Origin of the sequence: Flagellimonas alvinocaridis (assembly GCF_965248585.1) — a bacterium.
GTDB classification, from domain to species: domain Bacteria; phylum Bacteroidota; class Bacteroidia; order Flavobacteriales; family Flavobacteriaceae; genus Flagellimonas; species Flagellimonas alvinocaridis.
In genome coordinates, this window is sequence record NZ_OZ252111.1 from 1354451 (window position 1) to 1375473 (window position 21023).

19 protein-coding genes are annotated in these 21023 nt (G+C 41.0%); 9 read left to right on the forward strand and 10 right to left on the reverse strand.

Translation table 11 applies throughout. The features are described from left to right. Nucleotide 1 precedes the first annotated feature (1 nt). The 3 genes from ACP14V_RS06150 to ACP14V_RS06160 all read right to left on the reverse strand — a co-directional run bounded on the left by ACP14V_RS06150 (nucleotide 2) and on the right by ACP14V_RS06160 (nucleotide 4597). A complete protein-coding gene (locus tag ACP14V_RS06150) occupies nucleotides 2-3271 on the reverse strand; it encodes an ATP-binding protein (RefSeq protein ID WP_272609784.1) in 3270 nt (1089 codons plus the stop codon). A gap of 278 nt (nucleotides 3272-3549) precedes the next feature. Further along, entirely contained in the window at nucleotides 3550-3972 is a 423-nt protein-coding gene (locus ACP14V_RS06155; RefSeq protein WP_272609785.1) for a DoxX family protein, read from the reverse strand. A gap of 148 nt (nucleotides 3973-4120) precedes the next feature. Continuing rightward, nucleotides 4121-4597, reverse strand: a complete 477-nt coding sequence (locus ACP14V_RS06160) for a GNAT family N-acetyltransferase (RefSeq protein ID WP_313791642.1) — start codon at nucleotides 4595-4597, stop codon at nucleotides 4121-4123. 303 nt (nucleotides 4598-4900) lie between these two features. Between ACP14V_RS06160 and ACP14V_RS06165 the strand changes: the two genes are divergently transcribed. Continuing rightward, on the forward strand, nucleotides 4901-6679 hold the full coding sequence (locus ACP14V_RS06165; RefSeq protein WP_272609786.1) for a PorP/SprF family type IX secretion system membrane protein: 1779 nt from the start codon (nucleotides 4901-4903) through the stop codon (nucleotides 6677-6679). A 4-nt stretch (nucleotides 6680-6683) separates the two neighbouring features. Here the strand turns inward: ACP14V_RS06165 and ACP14V_RS06170 are convergent, their stop codons facing one another. The 6 genes from ACP14V_RS06170 to ACP14V_RS06195 all read right to left on the reverse strand — a co-directional run bounded on the left by ACP14V_RS06170 (nucleotide 6684) and on the right by ACP14V_RS06195 (nucleotide 13551). After that, nucleotides 6684-7295 (reverse strand): FMN-binding negative transcriptional regulator, encoded by a 612-nt coding sequence (locus ACP14V_RS06170; protein WP_272609787.1) that lies wholly within the window; start codon nucleotides 7293-7295, stop codon nucleotides 6684-6686. 122 nt (nucleotides 7296-7417) lie between these two features. Beyond that, the gene (locus tag ACP14V_RS06175; protein WP_272609788.1) at nucleotides 7418-8311 is read right to left on the reverse strand and encodes a DUF4382 domain-containing protein; all 894 of its coding nucleotides are present in this window, start codon (nucleotides 8309-8311) and stop codon (nucleotides 7418-7420) included. Nucleotides 8312-8439: 128 nt separating this feature from the next. Next, nucleotides 8440-9207: a hypothetical protein gene (locus ACP14V_RS06180; protein WP_272609789.1), complete on the reverse strand. Its 768-nt coding sequence runs from the start codon at nucleotides 9205-9207 to the stop codon at nucleotides 8440-8442. A gap of 27 nt (nucleotides 9208-9234) precedes the next feature. After that, nucleotides 9235-9750: a nuclear transport factor 2 family protein gene (locus tag ACP14V_RS06185; RefSeq protein ID WP_136566097.1), complete on the reverse strand. Its 516-nt coding sequence runs from the start codon at nucleotides 9748-9750 to the stop codon at nucleotides 9235-9237. Between the two features lie 557 nt (nucleotides 9751-10307). After that, nucleotides 10308-11147, reverse strand: coding sequence for a DUF4249 domain-containing protein (locus tag ACP14V_RS06190; protein WP_272609790.1), 840 nt, complete (start codon nucleotides 11145-11147; stop codon nucleotides 10308-10310). A gap of 4 nt (nucleotides 11148-11151) precedes the next feature. After that, nucleotides 11152-13551: a TonB-dependent receptor gene (locus tag ACP14V_RS06195; protein ID WP_136566099.1), complete on the reverse strand. Its 2400-nt coding sequence runs from the start codon at nucleotides 13549-13551 to the stop codon at nucleotides 11152-11154. Between the two features lie 285 nt (nucleotides 13552-13836). Here ACP14V_RS06195 and ACP14V_RS06200 point away from each other — a divergent pair, with 285 nt between their 5' ends. From ACP14V_RS06200 to ACP14V_RS06230, 7 genes are all read left to right on the forward strand, one after another. Further along, entirely contained in the window at nucleotides 13837-14973 is a 1137-nt protein-coding gene (locus ACP14V_RS06200; RefSeq protein WP_272609791.1) for a hypothetical protein, read from the forward strand. 289 nt (nucleotides 14974-15262) lie between these two features. After that, the gene (locus ACP14V_RS06205) at nucleotides 15263-16606 is read left to right on the forward strand and encodes a 2TM domain-containing protein (RefSeq protein ID WP_272609792.1); all 1344 of its coding nucleotides are present in this window, start codon (nucleotides 15263-15265) and stop codon (nucleotides 16604-16606) included. A 206-nt stretch (nucleotides 16607-16812) separates the two neighbouring features. Continuing rightward, on the forward strand, nucleotides 16813-17091 hold the full coding sequence (locus tag ACP14V_RS06210) for a 2TM domain-containing protein (protein ID WP_136566102.1): 279 nt from the start codon (nucleotides 16813-16815) through the stop codon (nucleotides 17089-17091). 41 nt (nucleotides 17092-17132) lie between these two features. After that, entirely contained in the window at nucleotides 17133-17435 is a 303-nt protein-coding gene (locus tag ACP14V_RS06215) for a 2TM domain-containing protein (protein ID WP_272609793.1), read from the forward strand. Nucleotides 17436-17437: 2 nt separating this feature from the next. Next, entirely contained in the window at nucleotides 17438-17743 is a 306-nt protein-coding gene (locus ACP14V_RS06220; RefSeq protein ID WP_272609794.1) for a 2TM domain-containing protein, read from the forward strand. A gap of 4 nt (nucleotides 17744-17747) precedes the next feature. Next, the gene (locus ACP14V_RS06225) at nucleotides 17748-18080 is read left to right on the forward strand and encodes a 2TM domain-containing protein (RefSeq protein WP_272609795.1); all 333 of its coding nucleotides are present in this window, start codon (nucleotides 17748-17750) and stop codon (nucleotides 18078-18080) included. A 35-nt stretch (nucleotides 18081-18115) separates the two neighbouring features. Next, nucleotides 18116-18871, forward strand: coding sequence for a LytR/AlgR family response regulator transcription factor (locus ACP14V_RS06230; protein WP_272609796.1), 756 nt, complete (start codon nucleotides 18116-18118; stop codon nucleotides 18869-18871). 90 nt (nucleotides 18872-18961) lie between these two features. On the opposite strand, the gene ACP14V_RS06235 is transcribed toward ACP14V_RS06230, so the two are convergent. Beyond that, nucleotides 18962-20152, reverse strand: a complete 1191-nt coding sequence (locus ACP14V_RS06235; RefSeq protein ID WP_272609797.1) for an LETM1-related biofilm-associated protein — start codon at nucleotides 20150-20152, stop codon at nucleotides 18962-18964. Between the two features lie 169 nt (nucleotides 20153-20321). On the opposite strand from ACP14V_RS06235, the gene ACP14V_RS06240 reads away from it, so the two are divergent. Then, nucleotides 20322-21011 carry a DUF4331 family protein gene (locus tag ACP14V_RS06240; protein ID WP_272609798.1) on the forward strand — a complete coding sequence of 230 codons (690 nt, stop codon included), beginning with the start codon at nucleotides 20322-20324 and terminating at the stop codon, nucleotides 21009-21011. Nucleotides 21012-21023 lie beyond the last annotated feature (12 nt).

The following is a 21023-nucleotide window of genomic DNA, read 5'->3' on the forward strand; positions in this document are numbered from 1 at the left end:
ATTATTTTTCCTGCATAACGGTACCTGAGGTCCAACCCTCCGGCGCACCGATTACGGCATATTTTTTGGCTTGTTCATTTAAGTATTGAACCACTGTGTCTCCTGGATTTTTGTAGAGGACCCATTGAAAAGCAGTGGATGCTTCATTGAACAGGCCTTTATAAAATGCTTGGATACCCTCTCTGTAGTGCGATAGTGTTTCCAGTTTTAATGAGATGCTCTCGATACTGTCGCCGTCAATACATTCATAAATTTCAATGGCCTTTTGCTTGCCTTTTACCCGTACTTTGCCCAGATATCTAAAATTGAATCCGGAAACGTCATTCATGGTGTTGATGCTGCTTTCGCTGACAATGATTTTAGCCCCAAAGTGTTTGGTAACCCCCTCAACCCGTGCTGCACTGTTCACGGTGTCGGCAATTACGGCAGGATCATTTCTTTTGTCATCCCCGATGATTCCCATGATCAAGGGACCGGTATGCAATCCAACCCCAATGGATAAGGGTTTGTACCCTTTTTCTTCCACCCTTCTTTTGTTATAGAGACTAAGGGTACGTTGCATTTCAATGGCGGCATCCAAGGCATTTTCTGGAGATTTGGGAAACAGCGCCATAATGCCATCGCCTAAATATTGATTTACGAACCCTTCGTTTTCCTTAATAATTGGCCCCATTCTACCTACATAGGCATTTACAAATTTAAAATTCTGTTCCGGGGTCATTCCTTCCGAAAGGGAAGTGTAATCACGAATATCAGAAAAAAGAACCGTAACATTTTTTTCAATATGGTCTCCCAGTTTAATGTCGGTAATGGATTCCTTGCCAACGGATTGCACAAATTCCGATGGAACAAACTTGGATGTGGCCCTATGGATGGTGTTCAGGTTAATGTGGGTCTTGATTCGACTCAACAACTCGCCTTTGGAAAATGGTTTGGTCAAATAATCATTGGCACCTGCCTTAAATCCAATCACAAGATCGTTTACCGTGTTTTTGGCGGTGAGTAAGATGATAGGCAAATCACTGGCGGTGTGTTTCATGCGTATATTTTCACATACCTCGTAACCAGACAGGCCCGGCATCATGATATCAAGTAGTATAAGCTGAAACGGCGTATTGTTGTCCAATAATTTCAGGGCCTCCTTACCGGAACTGGCCTCAATGACTTCATATCCGGCTATGGTAAGATGATTTTCCAAAACCCTACGATTGATCGGCTCATCGTCCACAACAAGAATTGTGGGTGATTCCCCTTCCACTTTGGCTACTTTACGTTTTGTGGTTGGCCGTTCGTTTCCCTTAACCATGGGTTGAATATAATCCTGGGCATCTCGGGTTCTTTGTTTGAGCTCTTTTCGGGTGACATCGCTCTTGGGCAGGGTAAATGTAAATATGGAGCCTTTACCCGGTTTGGATTCAACCTGAACGGTTCCTCCGTGCAGCTCCACCAGCTGTTTGGTGACAGAAAGACCAAGTCCTGTGCCTCCATAGGTTCTTTGTGTGGACCCATCGCCCTGTTCAAACGAATTGAAAATGGCTTGCTGCTTGTCCTGGGAAATTCCAATTCCAGTATCCGATACCGAGATGGCCACGAAATTGTCCTTGACCTCAGCAAATAGGGTAATGTATCCTTTCTCGGTAAACTTAATGGCGTTGCCAATGAGGTTGTGCATGATTTGCTGTAATCGGTTTTCATCAGCATCCACAGGTGGAATATCTTTTGGGATTGAATTGATGAGCTTTAAATTTTTGTCCTGTAGCAAGGGTTGCGAGAGACGTAGCACAATATTGGATACCGCAAGTATATCCACAGCTTGACGAACCAAGGACAAATCGTTGTTTTTCAATTTTGAGAAATCCAAGATATCATTGACCAAATGGGACAACCGTTTGCCACTACTTGAAATCATATCCAGATTTTCCAGCGCAGCTTTGGGTAGTTTGCCGGCAATGCCGTCCTTCAAGGATTCGGTCAATCCAATAATACCGACCAAAGGGGTACGCAGTTCGTGGGAAGTATTGGCAAGGAACTCATCTTTAAGGGCATCTATTTTTTGGAGTTCGGAAACCCGTTGCTTTTCAATCTCCGTACGTTTGCGCTCTTCCAAAACCGCGCGTTTCTTTTCTTCATCGGCTTGTTTCACCCGTTGCTCTTGTTTGTACCGATTAAAAGCAAACAGAAGAAATAACACTATGGCCAAGGCAAGCCCAATGACAATGTTTCTTAGCGTTTTCTGTTGCCGTATCTTGAGCCCACTTATTTCTGCATCTTTTTGAAGCGCAGTGATGGCATCTTGTTTTTTCTGGGTATCAAACCGTACCTGTAGCTCTTCAATTTGCTTGGATTTGGCTTCATTGAAAAGACTGTCTTTCAAGGTGATGAATCTATTTTTATAATCGAGCGCTTTTTTCAAATCACCTTTGCGTTCATAAATTCTGGAGAGGATACCAAAATTTTCCTGAAGCTGTGGCCGTGCCCCGATGGTTTCAGATATGGCTATGGCAGAAAGGATGTTTTTTTCAGCTTCAATGAGTTGGTTCATTTCTAGATTAATGGCGCCTATTTGTGTGTAGCTCATGGAGAGTTCCAACTGCTGACCCAATTTTTCCCGTAAAGCCAATGCTTTTTTGTGGTATTCCAAAGATTCGGCATACTTTTTTTGTCGCCCATACACTTTACCCAGAGCTTCATAATCAAAGGCCTTGCCCCAGTCACTATTGGTTTCTTGGTCCAAAACCAATGCTTGGTTAAAGTAGTCCACTGCCTTTCCATGTTCATTTTGAAGCATGTAAGTATCTCCAATATTAAAAAGACAATTGGCCATTTCCGGTTTGTTTCCCAAAGTGGTGAAAATTGCCAAGGCTCTTTGGTAGTGGTCCATGGCTTCGGACACTTTCCCGGTCTTTTTCAGGATTTCCCCCATGGCATTCAGCGTATTGGCAATGCTGAATTGATTGTCATGGGCTTCATAGATTTTTAGAATGTCATAATAGATTCCCAAGCTTTCATCAAAGTTGCCCAGATTATCCAAAATAATGGCTTTTTGGTAAAGCCCGTCCGCCAAGGAAAATGAGTCTTGTTGGGTTCTAAAATGAGTAAGGTAGGCATCAATATGAGTCAAGGCCTGATCATAGTTTCCAATTTGTCGTTCCAAAACCGCATATTGGTAATTTGCCATTGCAATGCCCCAAGACAATTCTTTTTCCTTGCTTAACCTTTGAAAGCTATCGATATGTGCCCTGGCCAGAGTGGAGTTGCCCCTATTGTTCAAGTACTCCCAAGCAATGTCCTTTAAGATTCGAATCCGAAGGGAATCAGAATCAACGGAAGTGTATTTTTTTTGGAGACTATCTATAATACCTGTCTGCCCTTCCGCAATGTTTACCGAAAGACATACGCAAAGTAATATGAGGGCAATGCGTTTGATGGCGTTGGTTTTAGGTTGATTAACAGCAAATTAAAGGTAGTGTTTTAAAGTGATGCGAACAAAGTGATGTGTTCAATGTGCATTGATTGAAAAACAGGCATTCGATATGGTCCCAAGAGTCTTTACTGCTGCATTTTCAGATAATAATCCGCCGAATGCTTTCCAGACCCATAGATTGTGAAGAAAATACATAGCAAGAAAATCGCAATTGCCAGAATGAGATTGGATACATCCATCACCCCAAGAAAATTGGTAAGAATGGCGCCTATTAAAATGGGCAATTGTGCAATCACGGCCCAGCGGGTCAATAACCCTATCACAATTAAAAAACCTCCCACAAAATGAGCTGGAGTAACGTAGTGTAGAATAAGCATACCACCGGGCATCTCTTGAAAGGGTCTGGCCATCACCGCCATTTGTTCGTGGTTTGTCATAAATTCTATACCCTTAATAAAAAGAAAAACACCCAAGGCAACACGAAGCAAATCCAATGGATAATAGGTATGGGCGTTGGCCCATTTGTTGAGGTCCTTTACTGTTCCCATGATAAACGGATTTATAGGTTGATTAACTTAAGGTACTCATTTTTAGCGACATGTGAAAATATAATTACAAGAAGAGCTATTTTTGATAGGTAATGCAACCCATTGGGTTACAGCAAACTTTCATAAAAATCCTGAAGAAGGAACCTCGTCAGATTTCCAAAATAAGTTCCATTTGAATATCACTTCGTTCGTAGGGAGAGGAAACACCTTTTATTTCAACAAAACCCAGTTTTTCGTATAACCCCAATGCTGGTTTTAATACCCTATTGCTCTCTAAATATAGCTTTTTTGCCCCCAAGGATTTTGCTTTTTCAACAATGTGCTGCCCAATAAGTTTTCCTATGCCTTTTCCTTGTGCTTTGGGCGACACTCCCATTTTTGCCAGTTCAAAATCATACCCTTCTTGCTTACTGGGAATAAGGGCGCAGACGCCTACAGGTTCATCTTCCCAAAGAGCCACGGCAATATAACCGCCCTTGTCCAAAATATATTCTTTGGGATGATGGAGGGAGACACGATCCATTTCCTCCATCTTAAAGTACTTGGTAATCCATTCCTCATTTAGGGCTCTGAATGCTGTACGATAAATATCAGAGTATGGAACTATTTTAGGTTTTACGGTCATGTGCAATAGGATAAGACTATCTACAAAATTACAGGTAAACCATGAAAATCAAATTATAATTTTGTAAGCCTTAACATTCTTTTTTTGAGGGGTGTAGCCAATATTTTGATGTTTAAAACGTTGTCATAACGAGAAACCTTTCCGTTTAACGAAAAAATTGGTTGTTTACCGAATTATTACGTAATATTACGATTCATATTAGTAATAAAACTCTTACAAGTTCCCAAATCTTGCTAATGAGACAAAACCAAAAACACCTACCTGTCCCAAACGGGTATCTTAACCTACAAATTCCAATCGGCTATGGAAATACGACTACTATTATCTTTATGGAACCCCCACCAGTTAAGACCTAAAGGCGTCTTATTGCTTATTTTTTCGTGTTGGTTTGGCAGTCAAACAATACTAGCTCAAGATAGTAACCCCTATATGAGCTATGATGTTCCATTCCAAAATTTGCTCAAATACAATCGGTTTTTAATAAACCCTACTTTTTCTGCGGTACGGGAAGACAAATCGTATGTAAACTTTTTCCACAGGAGTCAAAGTGCAGAGTTCAGTGACAACAACCAGAATTATTTTTTGAGCTACAGCGGTCAGGTCAATGATAGAATTGGTATTGGAATGAGCTTGTATAACCAAAAATCCGGTGTCATCTCCAATTTAGGAGTAATGGCCAATTATTCCCATGGGATACAATTGGGGCAAAAAAGCAGTCTCACCTTTGGGGTGAACATTCCTTATTATGTAAGTAGTTTTGACCCGGATAGGGCTGTTGCACTTGAGGATGATCCCTTGTTGAATGAGGCTTCCGAAAACTCCATCATTTCTTTTCAACCAGGATTGAACCTTTCCCTGGGTAAGTTCGATTTTGGGGTCTTTGCCCAGAATTTGGTGGATTACAATATAAAATCCGGTAAGTCTTTGACCAATATTTCGGAAAAGACTTTTTCTGGACATGTTCAGTTCACCCATGAATTTGAAAATGGCCGCGGGATTTTGGAAGACGGTAGACTAATGCCTTTGGCAAGGGCAAGATTTTCGGGAAGCAATGATCCCATTTTTGGAGGTGGGGTTATTTTGGACCTTCCCAAATTGGGTTGGATTCAAGGAGGATACGACCAGTTTTATGGAGCTTCCGCCGGAACAGGGTTCAACTTGAACCGCAGACTTTCCTTTGGCTATAATTTTGAAAAAAATATCAATAACAACCTAATAAATCTTGGCGTTACCCACGAGGTGTCAATAGCTTATTCCTTTGTGCCAACCTTGTCCAAGAACGTTATGGTTTCCAATGAAACGGAAAACGATGGGTCAAAGCCCATCGAGGGAACTTTGGTAGCCGATGCCAAAAAGTCAAAAAAGGAAGTTCAGAAAAGCAAATTGGATGTGGAGACCACTTTGCGACCTACCAACAAAGAGGGTTTGGCATTTTGGGAAGAACAGTTGGAAAAATTAAGGGCACAGCAAGAAGATAATTATGCAGTGATCAACGAGCTTATTTTTAGGATGGATTCTATGGAGCAGAATAGGCAACGTGATTTGGAAAAACGGTTTGAAATGGTCATGCATATGGTGAAGCAGCAAACGGGAAATACCAGACCCGATATAGAAGCGAAAGCACAAAAGTTGTATTTGGCCAATACAGAAGACCTGGATTCCTTGGCGAAGAGTATGTCAGAAACGCAATTGGCTGCCAACTCAACCAATAATCAGAACCATACAGTTAAAAAATCAAGTGGTTCCTTTTCTGGGGGAGATTACAAGCCCATTGAAAAGTTCATCAATTTGGATGGGGTAGGGAAAGGGCATTATATTGTGGCCAATGTCTTTAAAAATGAGAGGTACCTGAAAGATTTTATGAATAAGCTGAAGGCAAAAGGACTGGATGTGGAATACTTTAAAAACCCTGATAATGGTCTTAATTATGTGTATCTGGCCAAGTATCAAGAAAATGAAGATGCCTATGCGGCCTATCAGTCCAAAATGAAAGGCAAGTATACCGACGAGATATGGATCATGCATGTGGACAATCCCCGATATTCCAATTGGGCCGATGCTATTTATCAGGATAACGAATAAATCGTCAAGACTTTCGTCTTTTCATGATTTCGGCAATGGTGTTGCTTCCGGGGTCGTTGACTTCGTTAAGCTCAGAGATGATTTTGGGATGATCCTCAACTCGGGTCTGCGAAAGCTTATAGGCTGCCTGAATCTCCGTGATTTCAACTTGGAAGCCTACCACCCCCTTTACTTGGCGTAAGGTATTGGGCGACATCTGATGCAAAGAAATGGGATTTTTTGAGTTTTGCTCGTATTTATCCACAAGTTTATGTAAAGAAGCCATGGTCTGTTCTTCATCCAAAATGGTAACTTTTCCATAGATGTGTACGGCAATATAGTTCCATGTGGGAACCTCTTCTTCTTTATACCATGATGAAGAAACATAGGTATGGGGTCCATTGAAAATGCACAACACTTCTGAAGGACTTATGAAATTTTTCCATTGTGGATTGGCTTTTGAGATGTGACCCACCAAAATATCCTTGCCAGTTTGGTTGGTCTCCAATTCTAAAGGAATGTGAGTCCCCCAAGGTTTCCCATCAACAGTATTGATCAAGATACCAAAACTGTTTTGGGTTAAAAAATCCTTCACTTCATCAAGATTCTCATTTTTGTAATGATGCGGAATGTACATGGAATGGTAACGTTATGGAATAATGAATCCAAAGATACAAATACGTGTCCATGCGATTTCAGGTAAAAAATAAAAAAGCGGGGCATTGCCCCGCTTTCTTTTGGTTCAATATCAATAGGAGACTAGTTGCCTTCCTCAACCACTTCAGCTTCCAAAATGAAGTCTTGTATGGTCTTGTTGGCAGCTACAATTTCAACTTCTACGGTATCGGTGTTCACAAATCCGTTCATAGAGGCAAATACTTTATAGATGCCGGCATTGAGTCCCATTATGGCATAGTTTCCATCCACATTGGTAGCTCCGGAGATTACAGGCTCCTCGTCTGTATCCAACACAGAAATTTGGGCGTCTTCCACTGCAACGGAAGATTCCCCATCCATGGTGGTGACCACACCACTCAAAGTACCTGCGGTGGACAGGTTACTGGCCTTGATTACAGGCTTGAAATTGAATCCTGTGATGCCATCAACAGAATTCACATTACCCTTGGCTACAAAAGAGCGGCTAACATCAAAATCCAACAATAAATCGCTGGATAAACCACCTGCTACGGTAAGAGCAGGATCAATAAATATTTTAATCCCGGTCTGCTCACCACTTGGAACCTTAAGGTCAAAGGTGCGTTCATCGGTCAAAACCACGTTTACACCCTTCACATATACTCGTATAAGATTATATGTGCCAACGGGTACATCCAAATCGGCCATGGTTTCCGTGGTTCCGTTGGTCAAATCCAAAAGATTAACGGAAATTTCCTCCTCCATTAAGGTAACAAAGGAAGAACCACTTTCATCCTCCATTTCTTCATTGTCATCTTCGCCGTCTTTTAACCTTGCATCTATTTTAAAGATAGTGACATTGGCCTCTGCCACCATATCAAACGGAAAAGGGGCATCGGTCAACTGAACTGTTAACCTTCCCATGGTGTCTGTGTTGCCGTTTTCAGCGTCATCTGAACAGCCAATAAATGCAAAAAGGATAAAACTCAGTGCGTAAATAAAGATTTTTGTTCTCATCGTATGGGGTTTAATTAATAGGTTCATGTTATAGGTACGCTGAAAATGGCTTCTTTCCGCGTCCATACCCCGTTTTTTCGATGAAATGCAATCCTTTGGTGTCTTTTTGAAGCTGAAATCCTACAAAATTACTGACCGCTACTCCTTGACTTCACCTCACCACTTGAACCACTGAGGTCACCTCTATAGATCCACAGTTCGCCACGGTCACCATTTGTGGCAGCTTCAACATCTTTTAGGAAACCAGAAAAGGTGCCTGCGCCATGGACTTCTTCATACCATTGCATAAACTTATCTTCTTCTCCCATCCAAGCTGATTTTTCAAAAAAATCGACCCAAACAAAATCTTGCCCGTCCATATTGGGAAGTTCGTTGAAGTAGGTTCCCCACTGGTGGTCTGGGTCTTTGGTCTTGAACACTTTGTACACGCGATCCAATATAGAAGCAAACTCCATCTGCTTGAACCGTTTTACATCCACCATAAAAATGGACAGGTTCTTTAGGTTGAAATCCCTGCTGAAATTGGAATGCTTAGGGTCGTTTTTCCAATAGGTGGTTTCCATTTTTGCCAGTGCATTTGCGGCTACATTGGTATTCCAGTCTTGGGTATGTGCATCATCGTAATTGCTCACATCATCCATGGCCGCCCATGAAGTTGGACCCATACTCCACACATATTTTCCTGAATTTTCGCCGCTGGCCACCCAAAATACACTTACCTGACCTGGGTCACTGGTGTGGTACTTCTTGTTATGGGCCGCTACTCCGGCTTCAAATGCTTCAATCTTTTCTGGATGTGGGGTCATCATCACATTCATAAAGATTGGTGGTTGATTTGTCTGTTGGGCCATTATTAAAATTGGCGCTAGTGTTAGTGTTAAAAGTAATCGTCTCATTGTGTTTAGTTTTAGTATAGTTTGTGATTATTCTGTTTGTTCTTCCTCCATCATCTTCGCCTCAGCTTCAATTTTTTGGAGTTCCAATACAATTTCGGTAGGGTCCCAGTAGCCATATTCCTTAACAATTTTGCCGTCTACAAATTGGAGGGTCAAGTGGACGGGAACGGCTATTTCCTTACCGTTGGCTGCGAGGGTGCACCTCCATTGTAACCAACAGTTCACCCATGTTTCACCATCATCGGTAACCACCATCTCATATTCTTGATGATCACTTTTGAACCCTCTGGACGCATAATTTACTTCGGACTCCCTGTGGTAATCCATGGTTTGGGCGGCCGACATGGCATTATCATTGGAATTGTAGTAGGTCTTGGAGGTATCAGCATACATGCTGGTATCATAGTTTTTACTGTCATAATTGGCAATCAATTTTTTAACAGTATCAATCTCTGGTGAATTCTGTGTATATCTCACGGAATTTTGTTGACAAGCACAGATTAACAGAGCCAGTGCTGCAAATGATAAAAGAATTTTCTTCATTGTTTGTTGATTTTAGGTTAGTAAAAAAAATACCCCGACCACAGGGTCAGGGGATAGGTTATAATGCGATGTGTAATTGGAGAAGTCAAGCCTTATCCTTATAGTGTATGTTTTTATACCCATGAAGTATTCCATGTGCAGTGAATGTTTTGCACAATGTTTAAGGGTTGAATCAACCAGAGTTGTTGATGTTTTCAAAATATTGATTTACGGGTTATGCAAATCTGTAGTCAAAAGGCAACTTGCTTAATTTCTAGCGTCGTGAATCAACATGGTGCGCAAGTACAAAAATCTATTTAGAAATGGGACTTGCCGAGAAGAATGCAAGGGGGAGGTTGTAAACAGTCGGTTCTAATAAATATAGTAAAAAACTGTATATGAATCACTTAAAAGACTGGATAAATGCGTGAAGTCAACTAAAAATGAGTCAAAACACTGGTTTTTCCCACGCAAAATGTATGGTGTAGGGGGCAATTTGTGGGGTAGGAGAATTTTACGTTCCGGGAAAAAGAAAAGAAAGCATTCCCAGACCAATGGAAAGGGAATGCTTATTTGAATTATTGAAAAGTGTAACTGGTTTGAATAACTTCAGTTACCCTAAAATACCCGTAGGCAATATTGTTGGGATTGTCCATGTTCACACAATTACCAACTAACGGAACCGGTGTAGGGCTGAACGGGGTTCCGGCATTTTCATACTGGTCTACCAAAAGACGGAGATAATCATGGTACTGTTCCGAAATGCCCATCAAGGCAATTTCCACCAAGTCTCCGGGTTCAAATTCTTCCACACTATCCTCGCCTTCTACTTTTTCATAATAAAATGTGGCCGTATTGCCATCAATGAACTCGTCTTTGATGTAATAGAGTTCGGGCAACAGGTCATTTTGACTTTTAAAGCGAAGGAAGTAATAATTCCCAAGACCTTCTGGGTCTTTAAAAGTGACATTTACTTCAAGGGCGTCTTCATCCTCACCGGCGTCCTTGGATTGGGTTACCTCAATAGTGTCAACCAAGGGGGACAGGGTTTCAGTGGCCGTATAGGTTTCACCGTTGTAAATTACCTCTAGGCGGTAGGTGTCACCCACGATAGGTACAAAAGATGAGGTGGTGTACTGTCCGTTATTTTGACTTTCGAACACAAATTCCGTGGATTTATCCAAGTTAATGACTTTGACAGAAGCCCCAAGAACAGGAGCAAATTTTTGTTCGGCAAAGAATGGGGTCGAGGTGCTCAATACCACGGTCTGATTATTCCCTGAGGTTCCTTTTTCCCAATCCAAGGAAGCTTCCACGACCAACCGCTCTGGGCCTTCGGGAACATCTACATCAATAACATCGGTGCACGATGCGGCCAAGAATAATAGGCCAATGCAAACTTTATAAAATGATTTCATGAGTTTAAAATTTAAAATTGTACGTTACAGAAGGAACTATCCCGAAAATGGCAGTTCTACTGGCTTCATTGGCTCCAGTTTCCAAGTTCTGACCAAAGGATATGGATGCGGCATTTCTCCTATTGAACACATTGTAAATGCCAAAGACCCATTCGCCTTTCCATCTATTTTGCGGCTTCCTATTAGGTTGGTAGGTGGCGGAAATATCCAACCTGTGATAAGCAGGTAAACGATCTGCATTGCGTTCCGAATAGTTGGCAATGGAAATTCCTTCATATTGGTATTGACCATTAGGATAAGTGACTGGCCTTCCGGTTTGAAAAATGGCATTGGCCCCGAAACTCCATTTATCGTTTAAAGCATAGGCTCCTGTAAGGGAGATGTCATGGGTACGGTCATGCGGAGTACTGTACCAATTACCATTGTTGATTCCTGGCCCACCTGCATCTCCGCCAGGTGTTCTTTGTTCCGATTTGGATAGGGTGTAGGCCAACCACCCCGTAAAGACACCTTCATTTTTCCGAAGCAATAGTTCAACCCCGTATGCTCTGGATTCACCGCTTAAAATCTCACGCTCAATGGTGTTGTTTCCGATTAAGTCGGACCCATCAATATAGTCGATTCGGTTATCCACTGTTTTATAGAAGGTTTCTACCTCCATGGAATACACCTTGTCTTTAAAATTTCTAAAATAGCCCAAGGCAAATTGGTCGGAAAGCTGAGGCTCTATGTATTTGCCACTGGGGGTCCACACATCAATGGGAGTAACCGAAGAGGTATTGGATAATAGATGAATGTACTGAGCTGCTCTGGAGTATCCCAATTTTACCGATGAGAGTTCATTGAGTTGGTACGCCAAGGAAACACGAGGCTCCAAATTGCTGAATGTTTCAATGCTCTCGCTTTTTTTATAGTTTACCTCATTGATGGGGTCTTGCCTCTCATAAATACGAAGCGTGCTGTTGTAGACCAAAGGTCTATCATCTAGATATTCGTTCAAGGGTTGTCCGCCCATCCGGTTAAAATGGCTGAAGCGGATGCCATACTGCGCCGTTAATCTATCCGTAAGCTTATGTTCCGCATTAATATAGGCTGCACTCTCCAAAGCACGTTTTTTGTCCAATTGTAGTTCATTGATGGCAGAACTTGGATCAGTGGGTTTTATCCTTCCGGGATCAAACACATACTTTATGGTTCCTGCTCCAAAATCGAGTTTGAAGGCATCACTGAAATAATACTTAAGATCGTACTTTATATTATAGTTTTGAATGGATGAAACCCAATCAAAATCAAAAAAATCGATTCCCAATTCATAATCATAGTTACTGAAAATCAGGGAGAGGTTGGAAAATAGACGGTCATTAAAAATATGGTTCCAACGAAGGTTGCCCGAAGCATTCCCATAACTACTGCTAAAAGAACCCCCAAAATTGAAAAGATCTCGCCCAAAGTATCCCGAAAGGTAGAGTTTGTTGTTTTTGTTGAGGTTGTAATTTGTTTTTAGGTTAAGATCGTAAAAACTGGCACTGTTGTCCTCACCGGCTAGCTTTAAAAATAGATGGGCGTAGGAGCCTCTACCAGCAACCAAGAAAGACCCACGGTCGTTGAACATGGGCCCTTCAAGGGCCAATCTGCTGGAAATGGCACCAATTCCACCGGTCATGGCAAAGTTTTTACTGTTCCCATCCTTCTGGCGCACATCCAGAACGGAAGATACCCGTCCTCCGAACCTTGCAGGAATGCCCCCTTTGTATAGTTTAAGGTCCTTTACGGCATCGGCATTGAAAACGGAGAAAAAACCCAGCAGGTGGGAGGTGTTGTATATAATGGCTTCATCCAGAAGCACCAAGTTTTGGTCCACGGCTCCTCCGCGTACATGAAACCCACTGGAACCTTCTCCATTGTTGGTAACCCCGGGGAGAATCTGTAAAGACTTGATAATATCCACTTCGCCCAAAACAACAGGCATTTGTTTTACAGTTTTTATGTTGAGTTTGGAAACACTCATTTCGGGCTTGCGAAGTAGGGCGCGTTCCGGTTCTTCAGCGGTGACCTCTACCTCATCAAGCTGGGTGGATGCTTCCAATAATTCCACGTCAAGGGTCATGTTTTGGTCCAAAACAATCTCTCGGGTCATTTCGTTGTAACCCATATACGAAAACACGAGGGTATAGCTTCCCTGTGGAGCACTGATGGAATAAAATCCGTATTCGTTGCTAATGGCACCAATATCGGTACCACGTAGAAAAATGGAAGTGCCAAATAGGGTCTCCCCATTGGAACTATCCGAAATTTTTCCACTAATGGTAAAATTGTTTTGCCCATGCATGAGCGATGGACTCAATGATAGACATAGACCCAAAAGCCATAATAGCGGGCCATGCCGTTTCTTTTTTTGTTTCATTTGTGATTTTTTGAATTATAGGTTTAGACTAAATCGTTTTTTGATTCACTCGACCTAAGGACATAAGAAAAATTGGAGGGTTGCACGGGGAAGATGAAGAAAAGGTTGTCAATGTGATTTTGAGACATCCAAGGATGGTGTGAACCAAGCTCTTATGCTTTATATAAAAGAAAGAATATTTTTGGCGGACGTTGGGTTGGCTTGTAATGTTGTTGGTCTAAATTTTGGGTTTATTGCCATTGGGATTAATTAAATTCATACCTGACTAAATCAAAAAAACAAAAGATGCAGAAATTTTTAATGTTGATGGTTTTGGCCATCACAATTGTGTCATGCAAAGACAAAGAAGGGGAGAAAGAGTCTCCAACGAAGACTAAAATCCCTGTTTATGCCTGGGATTATGGGCCTGGTGAAGCCACGGATGAAGAATTGACCGCAAAGTTTGCCGACCTTAAGGCAAAGGGCATCGATGGGCTTATGTACAATGGCGGACACGACCCTGAAACTTACAGAAGGGTTGGGAAGCTTGTGAAAGAAGCTGGAATGGAGTTTCATACATGGATTCCTACCATGGTACAGGGCAAGAATCCAAAGCTGAAGGAAGAATGGTATGCTATTAATGGCAAAGGTGAGTCAGCTTTTGATAAGCCTGCCTATGTTTCACATTATACCTTTTTATGCCCAAGCAAGGAAGGCGTGTATAACTTTTTGGCCGACCTCTATGGTAGTGTTGCCGAGGTTGAGCATGTAGATGGTATCCATTTGGATTATATTCGTTTTCCTGATGTGATCTTGGCTCGTGGCCTATGGGACAAGTACGGTTTGGTAATGGATAGGGAGTTTCCACAATTCGATTACTGTTACTGTGACGACTGTACATCAACATTTAAAGACAAAACAGGGATTGATATTCTTGAAGCTGAAGATCCTTCCCAGGTTATGGAGTGGAAACAGTTTAGATATGATTTGATCACCAGTATGGTAAACCGTCTGACCGAAGTGGTGCATTCCAAGAACAAGAAAATCAATGGAGCTGTTTTTCCTGGCCCATCCATAGCAAAAAAATTGGTGAGACAGGATTGGGGAAAATGGAACCTGGATGCCATTTATCCCATGAATTACAATGATTTTTATTTGGAAGGCCCTAAATGGGTTGGGGAAATGGTTGCTGAGGAAGTGGCCACCGCTAAAGACGGAGCACCGGTATACAGCGGACTGTTCATTTGTCCAAAACCGGAAAAGAAGGGTGACGAAAAAGATCCAGAGAATCATGGATTATTGCCCGAAGAAATTGGAGAGGCCATTCAAGTGTCCATGGAAAATGGAGCAGCAGGTATCTGCCTATTTACTCCTGGTAGGATGACGGACGCCCATTGGGAAGCCTTTGAAGAAGCTATCCATAAAGACTACTCTGCGAAATAATTTTCAATTATTTGAAATAAAGCCCGGTGGAATCTCCCACCGGGCTTTTTGGTTTCTACAGCCCAGTTGCTAAAAATGACAATTCGGTACTTTGATTTTTCAATCCTTGGGTCAAATGGACAGCTTTGCACTATCAATCAAAAAACGAACAGTCTCATTTTCTTCAAGACAAAAGTGTTCAATGGGGAAGAATGGAAGGGTTCAAAACAATCATAAAGAAAAACGCACGCCTTTTTGTTACTTTTAACATTGGTTAACCGGTATTAAAGCGCATACGGGTCTATTGTAAATGGAAAAAACAGTTCGATATATAGGGAAATTGCTGCTAACCGCTTTGGGGTTGGGCATATTGATAGCGGTTATTTTTATTAGCGTAGAGGCTCTATTGGGAAGAAGAATCGTGTTTGGACCAACGTTGTTTCGGGAAGTTGGATATTATGTGTTGTATTCCATTGTACTAACCTTGATAAATAGCATCTATTATGATTACATCAACCATAAGGTTGTATGGAAAAAATATGGAAAATACCGCATACTCATTAGCGGTATAGGTGGAATTGTACTTACGCTTCTTGGTATTTTTTGGATACGTATTGTAATCGGGGTCGGGTTTGAAGGAAAGGATTGGGAGGCTTTTGTAAATGGAGAAGAACCTATATTCTACATTGTTGCACTTTTAATTACGGTTGTGGTCTCCGTGTTTTTTCACGCCGCATATTTTTATAAAAATTGGCAGGAGAAAAAAGTCAAGGAACAGAAGATTATTGCGGGTACGGCATCAGCTAGGTTTGATGCTCTTAAAAACCAATTAGACCCCCATTTTTTGTTCAATAGTCTTAATGTGCTTACAAGCCTTATTGAAGAAGATCCCAATCAGGCACAGAAGTTCACCACATCGCTTTCTAAAGTGTATCGCTACGTTTTGGAGCAAAAAAACAAGGATTTGGTCACTGTGGATGAGGAACTCAACTTCGCGCGGACCTATGTTCGTCTTCTCAAAATGAGATTTGAGGACAGTATCGTTTTTGAAATTCCTGAAAACTGCTCCATACCCGAGGCTAAAATAGTTCCCTTGTCACTGCAATTACTTTTAGAGAATGCGGTCAAGCATAATGTGGTAACCGCCTCCAGGCCTTTGCATATTAAAGTTCGTGAGGTGGGTGGAATGCTGGTGGTAAGCAACAATCTTCAAGAAAAACAGGTGGTGAAAAAGAGCAGTGGGGTTGGCCTTCAAAACATAAAACAGCGATATAACATTTTAACGGATCGCGAAGTAAGCATTCAAAAATCAGCCTCGGAGTTTAGTGTCTCCCTGCCCATGCTTACCCAAAAACTTACCGTTATGGAAACACAAAAGGATTACATTGCCCAAAAGAGATACGCCAAAGCTAAAGAGCAGGTAAAGGCCATTAAAGACTTTTATAGCAACTTGATCACCTATTGTATTGTGATTCCATTCTTGTGGTGGATCAATTTCAGGACCACAGATTTTCTTTGGGCGTTTTTTCCAACATTAGGTTGGGGTTTTGGGGTTTTAATGCATGGTATGGAGGCATTTGGGTATAACCCGTTGTGGGGCAAGCGTTGGGAGGAGCGAAAAATCCAAGAGTTTATGGATGAGGATACTTTTTAAGTTCTTTCAGATTTCAGACCTCAGATGTCAGATGTTGGATTTCAGATTTTTCTACTTTCAAATAGTATCGAAGCTTTACAATCTCCAAACCCTCACAGCTCATCCTGTTTAAATGACAGTTCGCGAACCAATTTTTCTTTCTCTTTCCGTATATGTTGAATTTTGAAGTGTAAATAAAGACAATCAATCCAAAAACAAGAAAAAATATGGACAACTTTAACGAGAATAAGTATCTTAAAGCAAAGAAGAAGGTAGATAAGCTAAAGTCTTTTTACTCCAGCTTGTTGGCATACTGTATCGTAATCCCACTTTTGGCCTACTTGAATTTTAGGACCACCAGTTACCCTTGGATAATTTTTCCAGCGGTTGGTTGGGGAATTGGTCTTATGGGTCTTTGGTTTTGCGCCCAAGGGTATAATCCAATTTTGGGTAAGGATTGGGAAGAGCGAAAAATCAAGGAGTTTATGGACAACAGGGAATTTTAATAAGGGGTACAATTATATCAACTGAAACTAAAAGTTAGGAAATGGAAAATTTGGACAAGGAAAGTAGATACATAAGAGCCAAGGAACGTGTGGAAGAGCTTAAAAAGTTTTACGCCCATCTTTGGTCTTACATCATGGTCATGTCAATATTGGCGTTGATCAACTACTTTACCAATGGTTTTAGGTATATGTGGTTTTTATGGGCCGCTTTTGGGTGGGGCCTGGGAATTATGTTCCATGCCGTGGACACGTTCAATCTAAACCCCTTTTTCGGAAAAGGTTGGGAAGAAAAAAAGATAAAACAGTTTATGAAAGAAGAGGAGGAAACCACTAAATGGAAATAATCATGGAAAATTTTGATAAAGAAAAGTTTGCTAGGGCCAAAAAGCGGGTCGAGGAAATAAAATCCTTCTATATACACCTTGCGGTCTATCTGGTTGTAAATGGGTTTATTTTGGTGAGTATCTACATTAATTCCGACTCTTTTTGGAAGTGGCCTCACTTTGTCACCCTTTTTGGATGGGGAATAGGACTGTTTTTCCATGCCGCCAAGGTTTTTGGTTTTAATATATTGTTTGGAAAGAATTGGGAAGAGCGGCAGATTCAAAAGTATATAGAAAAAGATAAGAACGATGCCAGTAAATACCAATAGACCAATGGAAAATTTGGAGAGCAAATACGATAGGGCCTACAAGAGAGTTAAGGAGATTAAGGATTTTTACAGGCATGTGATGATTTTTATTGTGGTGAACGGGACCCTTTATTTGATTAAGACGGGCATATTACTTCCCTTACTGCCTGATGGGGTTCGGGTAGAATTACAGTATTTTGATTGGGTCCATGTTAATTTTATAATATGGGCTTTAATATTGCTGGTGCATGTTGTGTATTTGTTTAGATATCGGATAGAATTTCTAAGAACTTGGGAAGAACGGCAGATTAAAAAAATCATGGAGCGGGAAGCAAGCGAAATAGACAAATACCTATAAAAAGTACTTTGATCCTTGAATAAATTAGTTAAGAAATGAATGTAATCATCATTGAGGATGAAAAACCTGCCGCAAGACGGTTGGGTAGATTGTTGGCCGAGTTGGGAGTGGAAGTGTCCACCATGTTGCACTCCGTGGATGAGTCCATTGCATGGTTCCAAAACCATTCGCACCCCGATCTTATTTTTTTGGATATTCAATTATCCGATGGGCTATCCTTTGAAATTTTTGATGTGGTCGAGGTGAATAGTGCCATTATTTTCACCACCGCTTTTGATGAATATGCACTCCAGGCATTTAAGCTGAACAGTATTGATTACCTTCTGAAACCCATAGACGATGAGGAGCTCGAACAGGCGGTAAAAAAGTACAGGAATTTTAAGCCTAGCGGACAAAAAATTTCAGTGGATTTCAACGATATAAAAAAGTTGTTGATAGACCCATTGGAAAGGGAATACAAAAAACGATTTACGGTTAAAGTGGGACAACATCTCAAGATTGTAAATGCAGATGAAGTGGAATGTTTTTACAGCGAGAACAAGGGAACGTATGCGGCAACTTCAGATGGTAGAAATTATTTGTTGGACACCACCTTGGAACAGTTGGAGGAGGAGTTATCCCCGAAGATTTTTTTTAGGGTAAGCCGTAAGTTTTATGTCAACATAAATTATATAAAAGATATCATTTCGTATACAAATTCAAGGCTTCAAATCAAGCTGAACCACTTTAACGAGCAAGAAATCATTGTAAGTAGAGAGCGTGTTAAAGACTTTAAGCTTTGGTTAGAGTAATATTATTTAACATGCTGATTTAATTGAATTTAATAGAATTAAAAAGTCACTATAAATAAAACTTATAGTGACTTTTTTTATATAAAAAGCTTAATTTTCCTCAATGCGGTTATCGTCAAAGGCGGAGGGGAGTAACTTGGGAATCAATTTGATAAAAATAGGTAAAAGCACCGCCCCGCCAGGTAGCATAAAAATGGCTAAGGAAGGGATACTTTTAAAAATATCGACCAATTGATTTTGAACTTTTTTCTTCTCCTCCTCCGTTAAATCCTTCACGGTTGACTTAGATAAAAGAGTCATTAATTCCCTACTTTCTTCCAGTTCTTTTTTAAGCCTTTTGCTGTTCCTTAAAATAAGTTTGCTAACATTTTTGGACATGCCATCATAGAATTGAACAGCTAAATTTTTGTCATTTAAATAAGTTATTTTCTCCTTGTTTTCCTCAAAGAAATTTTTCACAAATTCCAGAGCTTCCCCCACCTCTTTTTTTGTTTTTCCAAGATGCGTTCCAAGGCCAAAAATATATTCAGATTCGGTATAGTCCACCGACTTATCTTCCCAAATGGTCAGACATGCCATATCCAAAAAATAATCCTTTTCAAAAACCGTGAAGTTCTGCTCCAAAAGATTTAAATAAGAACCATCAAACCTTGCTTTGTCCAAATCCACATAAGTTAGGGAGGCATCCAAAAGCTGAATAAGTTTATCGTCCTTTTTTTTAGCTTGTTTCGAATTTAAGGTGTGGTAGGCGATGTTTATGGTAACGTATTCCAGTAATTGGGCATGTTCCTTAAAATCATCACTGGATTGTAGATATGTTCTAAAAATCAATACATCCACGAAGAGCAAGGAATTGGTGAGACTACTGCCAAGAGCCCTATTGAATGTATTTCCTCCAAGGTAAATCCTTGAATCAATCAATTTTTCCAACTGCGATTGGGTTTGTTTTCCGCTGAGGATTTTGCTCAAAAATGAAATGCGTCCCACTTCCAAGGACTGATAATACTTGAACACGGTATTGATGAAGTTCTCAAAGGAAGTCTTTCCTTTTTCAAACTGGAAGGTAAAATAAAGCGAGGTAAGCAGATTTATTTTTGCAATCTCATCTTCACTCAGCACATGTTCTGCTTTTATAAAGGAAGGGATGTCCAAATGTACGCCATATACAAATCCATTTTTTTTCAACTCCCGGTAAAGCGAGTCATAATCGGTAAAATAAGCGGATTTTTTGGCGACAAGGTGACCAAACTTCTTGATCCATCCAGATGCAGAAGGGTTCATTGGGATGATTATTTGCATACCAAAGTAAAACAATTATAGGACTTAATGAGATTTAATTCCCATTCGAGACATTAAAAATCCATTAAGTTTTTTTTAACATTTAAAGACCAAACCGCTGCAGAAATAGTTGCGTAGGTAGAGGTGTAGAAAACCTTTTAAAACAAGTAAGATGAAAAAAACAACAAGTTATTTAGTGGGTTTAGGGGTACTGATCGCCTCGGCAGTCGTTTTGGTGTCGGCAGATCATATCGATGCACCTTCAACCGCAGGAACCACCGCAGACATAGCCGATTTTTATGCCTTTGAGCCCAGTGAAGGCTCAGACAATACGGTTTTTGTGGTAGATGTCCAATCCAACGTATTGCCAGAATTGGCCTATGGGACTTTCGATGAAGACGTGCTCACTGAAATCAATATTGATTTGGATGGCGATTTGGTCGAAGATCAAGTTATTCAAGCCATTGCCAGGGACGGTAGAATGTACTTTTTTGGGCCTGCCACACCTTCACAGACAGGACTCAACAGTCAGGTTCTGGTGGATTCACCCTTAGGAGATGTGGAAATTTCTGGAACAACCCCCATTGTGGAAACTACCAATGGAGTTTCACTATTCGCCGGACCCAGACAAGACCCATTCTTTTTTGATTTCTTCCAGTTCAATGCGGTAATCTCACCGGAAATGGATTCAGCTCCGGGAGGGTTCCTTCCCCCAGAAGAGGCTGCCGATACTTTTGACGGAGCCAACACACTCTCCATCATTGTAGAGATACCCAATGCCATGTTGGGAGCACCTACGGCCACTAATGCCCTAGGGTTAACGGTATACAAGACTTGGGTAACAACTAACAGAAAACAATAAACATAAACATAG